This window comes from Nocardia lijiangensis NBRC 108240, assembly GCF_001613045.1.
Taxonomy (GTDB): domain Bacteria; phylum Actinomycetota; class Actinomycetes; order Mycobacteriales; family Mycobacteriaceae; genus Nocardia; species Nocardia lijiangensis.
This window is the reverse complement of record NZ_BDBP01000174.1, coordinates 1-6638: the sequence shown is the minus strand read 5'-3', so window position 1 is coordinate 6638 and position 6638 is coordinate 1. Positions and strand designations below refer to the sequence as shown.

The window sequence follows — 6638 nt, the reverse complement described above, 5'->3', positions numbered from 1 at the left end:
TTGCCCGACGCGCAGCGAGCCGGCCAGGATCGGGGCCCTCGACCCGGCCGTCGGCCGGCAGGTCGGTGCTGCCGCCGTCGATGGCGGCGGAGGACCGTGCCGCACGCACCGCCGCCTCGGCCGCGGTGGTCGGCCAGCCGCGCCGGTTCGCCTTGTGCCGATGCACCGCGGCCAGGGCATCGCGGGCGCGGTCGGCGGCGTCGCGCACACCGGGCAGGTCGACGAGGGGCTGCAGCGGGTCGGTCACGAAGTACGAGGCTACTTGCGCGGCCGCCTCACCCCGCGAGCAGATCCCGCCCCGGGATCGCGTCGAGCAGCCGTCGCGTGTAGTCCTCGCGCGGACGGTCGAACACCTCGTCGGCGCTCGCCGCCTCGACGACCCGACCCTGCTGCATGACGAGCACGTCGTCCGCGATCTGACGGACCACGGCCAGGTCGTGCGAGATGAACAGGTACGACAGGCCGAGTTCGGCCTGCAGGTCGTTGAGCAGGTTCAGGATCTGCGCCTGCACCAGCACGTCGAGGGCGGACACGGCCTCGTCGCAGACCACCACCTCGGGAGACAGCGCGAGGGCCCGCGCGATCGCGACCCGCTGACGCTGGCCGCCGGACAGCTCGTTCGGATAGCGCCGTTGCACCGAGGCGGGCAGCGCCACCTTGTCCAGCAGATCCCGGACCACTGCGGCGCGCTCCTTCGACGTACCGATCCGGTGGGTGCGCAGCGGCTCCTCGATCGTGCGGAAGATCGAGTACATCGGGTCGAGCGAGCCGTACGGGTCCTGGAAGATCGGCTGCACCCTGCGACGGAAAGCGAAGGCGCCCTTGCGATCCAGCCGGGCCACGTCGCGTCCGTCGAAGGTCACGGCGCCGGAGGTCGGCGCGAGCAGGCCGAGCACCATCTGCGCGACGGTCGACTTGCCCGACCCGGATTCGCCGACGATGGCCGTGGTGGTGCCGCGGCGCAGCCGGAACGACACGTCCTCGACGGCGCGCAGCTCCGAGGACTTCCATGGCGCGCCACCACGAATCGGGAACACCTTGGTGAGACTCTCGGCGACCACCACGTCGGGCGCGACGTCCTCGGCGACCTGTTCGGCGGCCTCCACCGCCTGCTCGCGGATCTCGATCCGCTTGCGCACCGCGGAGAGCCGCTGCGAGGCGAGCGAGGGCGCGGAGTTCACCAGCTTCTTGGTGTAGGCGTGCTGGGGATCGCGCAGAATGCGCAGCGCGGGACCGGATTCCACCACCCGCCCTCGATACATCACCACCAGGTGCTCGGCCCGCTCGGCGGCCAGGCCGAGATCGTGGGTGATGAGCAGGACGGCGGTGCCGAGTTCGGCGGTCAGTCCGTCGAGGTGATCGAGGATCTGGCGCTGCACGGTGACGTCCAGCGCCGAGGTCGGCTCGTCGGCGATGAGCAGCTTCGGACGGCAGGACAACCCGATCGCGATGAGCGCACGCTGCCGCATGCCTCCGGAGAATTCGTGCGGGTACTGATTCACCCGGCGCGCCGCGTCCGGCATGCCCGCTTCCTCGAGCAGTTCGACGGCCCGCCTGCGCGCCTCGGATCCTTTGGCGATTCCGTTGGCCTCCAGCGTTTCCCGCACCTGGAATCCGACCTTCCACACCGGATTCAGGTTGGACATCGGATCCTGCGGCACCAGTCCGATGCCGCGCCCGCGCACCGCGAGGATCTCCTTCTTCGACGCCTTGGCGAGGTCCTTGCCGTCGAACACGATCGATCCCGAGGTGACCCGGCCGGTGCCGGGCAGCAGGTCGATGATCGCGTGCGCCGTGGTGGTCTTCCCGGAGCCCGACTCCCCGACGATCGCCACGGTCTGGCCCGGGTACACGGTGAGGCCGACGTTCTGCACCGCGGGCACCTGCCTGCCCTCGGAGCTGAAACAGACCCCGAGATCGCGGATTTCGAGCAGCGGACGGTCCGGCATCGCGGCGCTCACCTCTTCCTGGCCTTCGGATCGAGCGCGTCGCGCACCGCGTCGCCGAGCATGATGAAGCTCAGCACCGTGATGGCGAGCGCGGCGGCGGGATAGAACAGGATCGGCGAGGTCCGCAGATCGTTCTTGGCCCTGGCGATGTCGCCGCCCCAGGACACGATGTCGGGCGGTAGTCCCACCCCGAGGTACGACAGCGTCGCCTCGGTGACGATGAAGACCCCCAGCCAGATGGTGGAGACCACGATGAGCGGGCCCGCCGCGTTGGGCAGCACGTGGCGCACCAGCGTCCCGGTTCTGGAGACGCCCAACGCCTTTGCCGCCGTGACGTATTCGCTGTTCTTGGCCTCGATGACCGCACCGCGCGCGATGCGGGCCGCCTGCGGCCAGGTGAACGAGGCGAGCACCAGGATCACGTTCCACATGGTCGCCGGCCGCAACATCTGCAACAGGACGATCGCGGCGAGCATCATCGGGATGGCGTAGAAGATCTCGGCGATGCGCGAGACGATCTCGTCCAGCACTCCCCCGAAGAACCCGGCCGCCGCGCCGATCGTGCCGCCGATCAGCACGAACAGTGTGGCGGCGGCCAGCCCGACGAGTACGGAGGCCCGTGCGCCGTAGATGGTGCGGGTGTAGACGTCGCAGCCCTGCCGGTCGAAGCCGAAGGGATGCCCGGGGCGCGGGGGCGCCATGATGTCGTCGCCGAGGCAGCGGCGCGGGTCCTGGTCGGTGAACAGTCCCGGCCACAGCACCACCACCGTCACCGCCACGATCAGCAGCACGGCGACCAGGAAGATCGGGTTGCGCCGCAGCTGCCGCCAGGCGTCGCCCCAGATGCTGGTCGGCTCGCCCGACGCGCGGACGCGGTCGGTGGCCAGCACCTCCACCTCGTCGGGCGGCGCGACGTAGTACTCCTGACCGGGCCGGGTCGCGCGGCTCGTCTCCTTCTCGAGCTCAGGCATAGCGAATCCTCGGGTCGAGTGCGGCGTAGAGCAGATCCACGATCAGGTTGGCGAGCAGGAAGATCACCACCAGCACGGTCACGAACGAGACGACCGTCGGCGGCTCCACCCGCTGGATCGCCTGGTACAGCGTGCCGCCGACGCCGGGAATGTTGAAGATGCCCTCGGTGACGATGGCCCCGCCGATCAGCGCGCCGAGGTCGGCGCCGAGGAAGGTCACCACCGGGATCATCGAATTGCGCAGGATGTGCACGGTCACCACGCGGCGCCTGCGCAAGCCCTTGGCCGTCGCGGTGCGCACGTAATCGGCGGACATGTTCTCCGCCACCGAGTTCCGCGTCAGCCGCAGCACATAGGCGAACGAGAGCGAGCCGAGCACGAACGCAGGCAGCAGCAGTTCCGTGAAACTCGCGTTCCCGCCGACGGTCGTCGGCGCGATGCCCCACTTCACACCGAACAGGAACTGCGCGAGATAGCCGACGACGAAGACCGGCACGGCGATGATCACCAGGCTGGCCACCAGCATCGTGGAATCGAACAGCTTGCCCTTGCGCAGCCCGGCGATCAGGCCGAACGCGATCCCGAACACGCCTTCGATGAACACCGCCATGACGGCCAGCTTGATCGTGATCGGGAAAGCCCGCGCCAGTTCGTCGCGGACAGGACGACCCGAGTACGCGGTGCCGAAATCTAAGGTCAGGATGCCTTTCAGGTAGAACAGGTACTGCGTGAAGAAGGGCTCGTCGAGGTGATACCTGGCCCGCAGCTGGGCCTCGACGGCAGGGGTGAGCGGCTTCTCACCGGCCAGCGCCTCGATCGGATCACCGGGGATGAGAAAGACCATCGCGTAGATGAGCAGCGTCGCGCCGAGGAACACCGGGATCATCTGGAGCAGGCGCCGCAGGACATACCAAGCCATATTTCCTCCGGAAAGTGCCGAGCCGGACCGACTTTCACCGTCGGCCCGGCCCCGCCCCGTCTACTTCTCGATGCCCTCGAAGTCGAACAGGCCGTTCCATGCCAGGCGGGCGTTGCGGACCCGGTCCGAATGACCGGCCGCCGCCACGTAATCCAGCACCGGGATGTCGGCCATGTCCCTAATCAACATGGCCTGGGCCTGGGCGATGATCCGGTAGGACTCCTCCTGGTTCTGCGCGGCGAGCGCGGCGTCGAGCAGGCGGTCGAATTCGGGGTTGTCGTAGTTGACGTTGTTGGTTTCGGAGTAGCTGTAGTACTGCGAGGTGAGGAACTGCAGCATCGTCGGGTAGTCACCCTGCCAGCCGTAACGGAAGGACTTGCCGATGGTTTCGGCGTTCACCTCGTCGCGGATGTTCTTGAACGTCGGGTAGGGCACCGCGATGGCGTCGATGCCGAGGGTGTTCTTGACGCTGTTGGCCACCGCTTCCACCCAGGCCTGGTGCCCGCCGTCGGAGTTGTAGGCGACCTCGTAGCGGCCCGACCACGGGCTGATGGCGTCGGCCTGCGCCCACAGCCGCTTGGCCTCCTCGGGGTTGAACTTCAGCACCTCCGAACCGGGCAGGTTGGCGTCGAAGCCGGGCAGCGTGCTCGCGGTGAAGTCGCGGGCCGGGATACGGGTGCCGTGAAAGATCTTCTCGCTGATCTGTTCCCGGTTGATCGCCATCGAGATGGCGCGGCGGCGCAGCAGTCCCTCTTGGCCCGCGAAGTGCGGGACGTTGGACTGGACGCCGATGTGCTGGTTCTGCGCGACCGGCTTGGAGATCGCGCGATCGCCGAGTTCCTGCTTGTACACCGAGAGCGCGCTGGACGGAATGGTGTCGAGCGCATCGAGATTGCCGGACTGCAGATCGGCGTACGCGGTGTCGAAGGACTGGTACATGACGAACCGAAGGCCCTTGTTCTTGGCCGGACGGCCGCCCTGGTAATCCGGATTGGGCACCAGGTCGATCTTGACGTTGTGCTCCCACGCGCCCGCGTCGGCGAACTTGTACGGGCCGTTGCCGATCGGGTTCTCGCCGAACGCCTTCATGTCCTTGAACGCCGCCTCGGGCAGCGGATAGAACGGCGCGTAGCCGAGTTCGCTCTCGAAATCGATGGACGGAGCCTTCAGCTCGACGGTGAAGGTGCGATCGTCGACCACCTTCAGGCCCGACATCGTCTGGGCGGTGGGCTTTTCCGCGGACACCTCGTCGAAGCCGAGGATCGGCGAGAAGACGTAGCTCTGCAGCTGCGCGTTGGTGCCGAGTGCGCCGTAATTCCACGCGTCCACGAACGACTTGGCGGTCACCGGCGTGCCGTCGGTGAACTTCCAATCCGGTTCGATGGTGATCCGGTAGTTCTTCCGATCGGTGGTCTCGATCGACTGCGCCATCTCGTCGTGCGCCTTGCCGTCGGCGTCGTAATACTTCAGCCCGGCGTATAGCCGGTCGACCACCCGGCCGCCCATGTTCTCGTTGGTGTTGGTCGGCACCAGCGGATTCTGCGGTTCGGCGCCGTTGACGGTGACGATGTCGGCATCGGCGCCGCCATCGGAGGAACAGGCGGACAGCCCTAGGCTCGTGGCCAGCAAGACCGCCGCGCCGAGCGCGGTAACTCTGTGGAATCGCAACGCGTACTCCCGATTTCGAGAAGGTCGAAGGCGGCTGTACGGCGCCCGTGCCTCGTGATCCTCTCCAGCGCGTGCCCGCACGTCCCGCCTCGGAATGCCAAGGACGTTAGCCATCGGCGGGGGACCTTGTCATCGGATCGCCCTATGTTCGTTTCACTTGTTACCAATCCGGCAATATCGGCGAAACACCGAAACTATGTCACCGCGGCGGCGCGATCCGGTGCGTACTCCTCGGCGCGGCGCAGGTCACAGTTGGCTAGTGTCAACGTTGGGCAGAGCCGACGCGAAAGAAGAGACGTGATGACCGAAACCACCGCCGACCACCGGGACTCGTATCCGCCCAGCGCGGAGTTCGCCGCCGCGGCGAATGCCGATGCCGCGCTGTATCGGGCGGCCGCCGACGATCGCGATACCTTCTGGGCCGAACAAGCCCAGCGGCTGCACTGGCATCAGAAGTGGAACCAGGTACTGGACTGGAGCGAGGCGCCCGTCGCCAAGTGGTTCGTCGAGGGCAAACTCAACGTCGCCTACAACTGCGTGGACCGCCACGTCCTCGACGGACACGGCGACCAGATCGCCATCCACTGGGAAGGCGAACCCGGCGACTCCCGCGACATCACCTACACCGAACTACTCGCCGAGGTCTCCCGAGCCGCGAACTACCTCACCGAACTCGGGCTCGAAGCAGGCGACCGAGTCGCCATCTACATGCCGATGGTGCCCGAAGCCATCGTCTCCATCCTGGCCTGCGCCCGCCTCGGACTCACCCACTCGGTGGTGTTCGCCGGCTTCTCCCCCACCGCCCTGCGCCAGCGCGTCGACGACGCGCGCGCCCGGCTCGTCATCACCACCGACGGACAGTGGCGCCGCGGCAAATCCGCCCCACTCAAAGAAGCCGTCGACGAGGCGCTCTACGCAAACGGCGATGTGCCACCCCGCCCGAACGGTCAGGGCTCGGAGGAGGAAGCCCGCGTAACCACGGAGAGCCCCCGCTCGGGCGAAAATGGACACAGCGTCGAGCACGTGCTGGTGGTGCGCCGCACGGGCATCGAGGTGCCCTGGACCGAGGGCCGTGACCTGTGGTGGCACGACACCGTCGCGGCCGCTTCCCCCGAACACCAAGCCCAGCCC

General features: G+C 67.6%; 5 protein-coding genes and 1 pseudogene. 1 reads left to right on the top strand and 5 read right to left on the bottom strand.

Going from position 1 to position 6638, the window contains the following annotated elements; genetic code table 11:
* From NL1_RS35285 to NL1_RS35265, 5 genes and pseudogenes are all read right to left on the bottom strand, one after another.
* A pseudogene (locus NL1_RS35285) lies at positions 1-247 on the bottom strand (oxidoreductase); the annotation flags it as partial.
* 28 nt (positions 248-275) lie between these two features.
* Positions 276-1949 (bottom strand): dipeptide ABC transporter ATP-binding protein, encoded by a 1674-nt coding sequence (locus tag NL1_RS35280; protein WP_067849143.1) that lies wholly within the window; start codon positions 1947-1949, stop codon positions 276-278.
* An 8-nt stretch (positions 1950-1957) separates the two neighbouring features.
* Entirely contained in the window at positions 1958-2920 is a 963-nt protein-coding gene (locus NL1_RS35275; protein WP_067849137.1) for an ABC transporter permease, read from the bottom strand.
* On the bottom strand, positions 2913-3839 hold the full coding sequence (locus tag NL1_RS35270) for an ABC transporter permease (RefSeq protein WP_067849134.1): 927 nt from the start codon (positions 3837-3839) through the stop codon (positions 2913-2915). Before NL1_RS35270 ends, NL1_RS35275 begins: the two co-directional genes overlap by 8 nt.
* A gap of 60 nt (positions 3840-3899) precedes the next feature.
* Positions 3900-5507 carry a peptide ABC transporter substrate-binding protein gene (locus NL1_RS35265; RefSeq protein WP_373862618.1) on the bottom strand — a complete coding sequence of 536 codons (1608 nt, stop codon included), beginning with the start codon at positions 5505-5507 and terminating at the stop codon, positions 3900-3902.
* 300 nt (positions 5508-5807) lie between these two features.
* On the opposite strand from NL1_RS35265, the gene NL1_RS35260 reads away from it, so the two are divergent.
* Positions 5808-6638, top strand: an 831-nt coding sequence (locus NL1_RS35260; RefSeq protein ID WP_156095201.1) for an AMP-binding protein, incomplete at its 3' end; no start/stop codon positions are given.

What these genes read in the sequence shown, in the direction of transcription:
- NL1_RS35280 (WP_067849143.1), bottom strand. Translation starts at nt 1,949, where the DNA reads ATGCCGGACCGTCCGCTGCTCGAAATCCGCGATCTCGGGGTCTGTTTC.
- NL1_RS35270 (WP_067849134.1), bottom strand. Translation starts at nt 3,839, where the DNA reads ATGGCTTGGTATGTCCTGCGGCGCCTGCTCCAGATGATCCCGGTGTTC.
- NL1_RS35275 (WP_067849137.1), bottom strand. Translation starts at nt 2,920, where the DNA reads ATGCCTGAGCTCGAGAAGGAGACGAGCCGCGCGACCCGGCCCGGTCAG.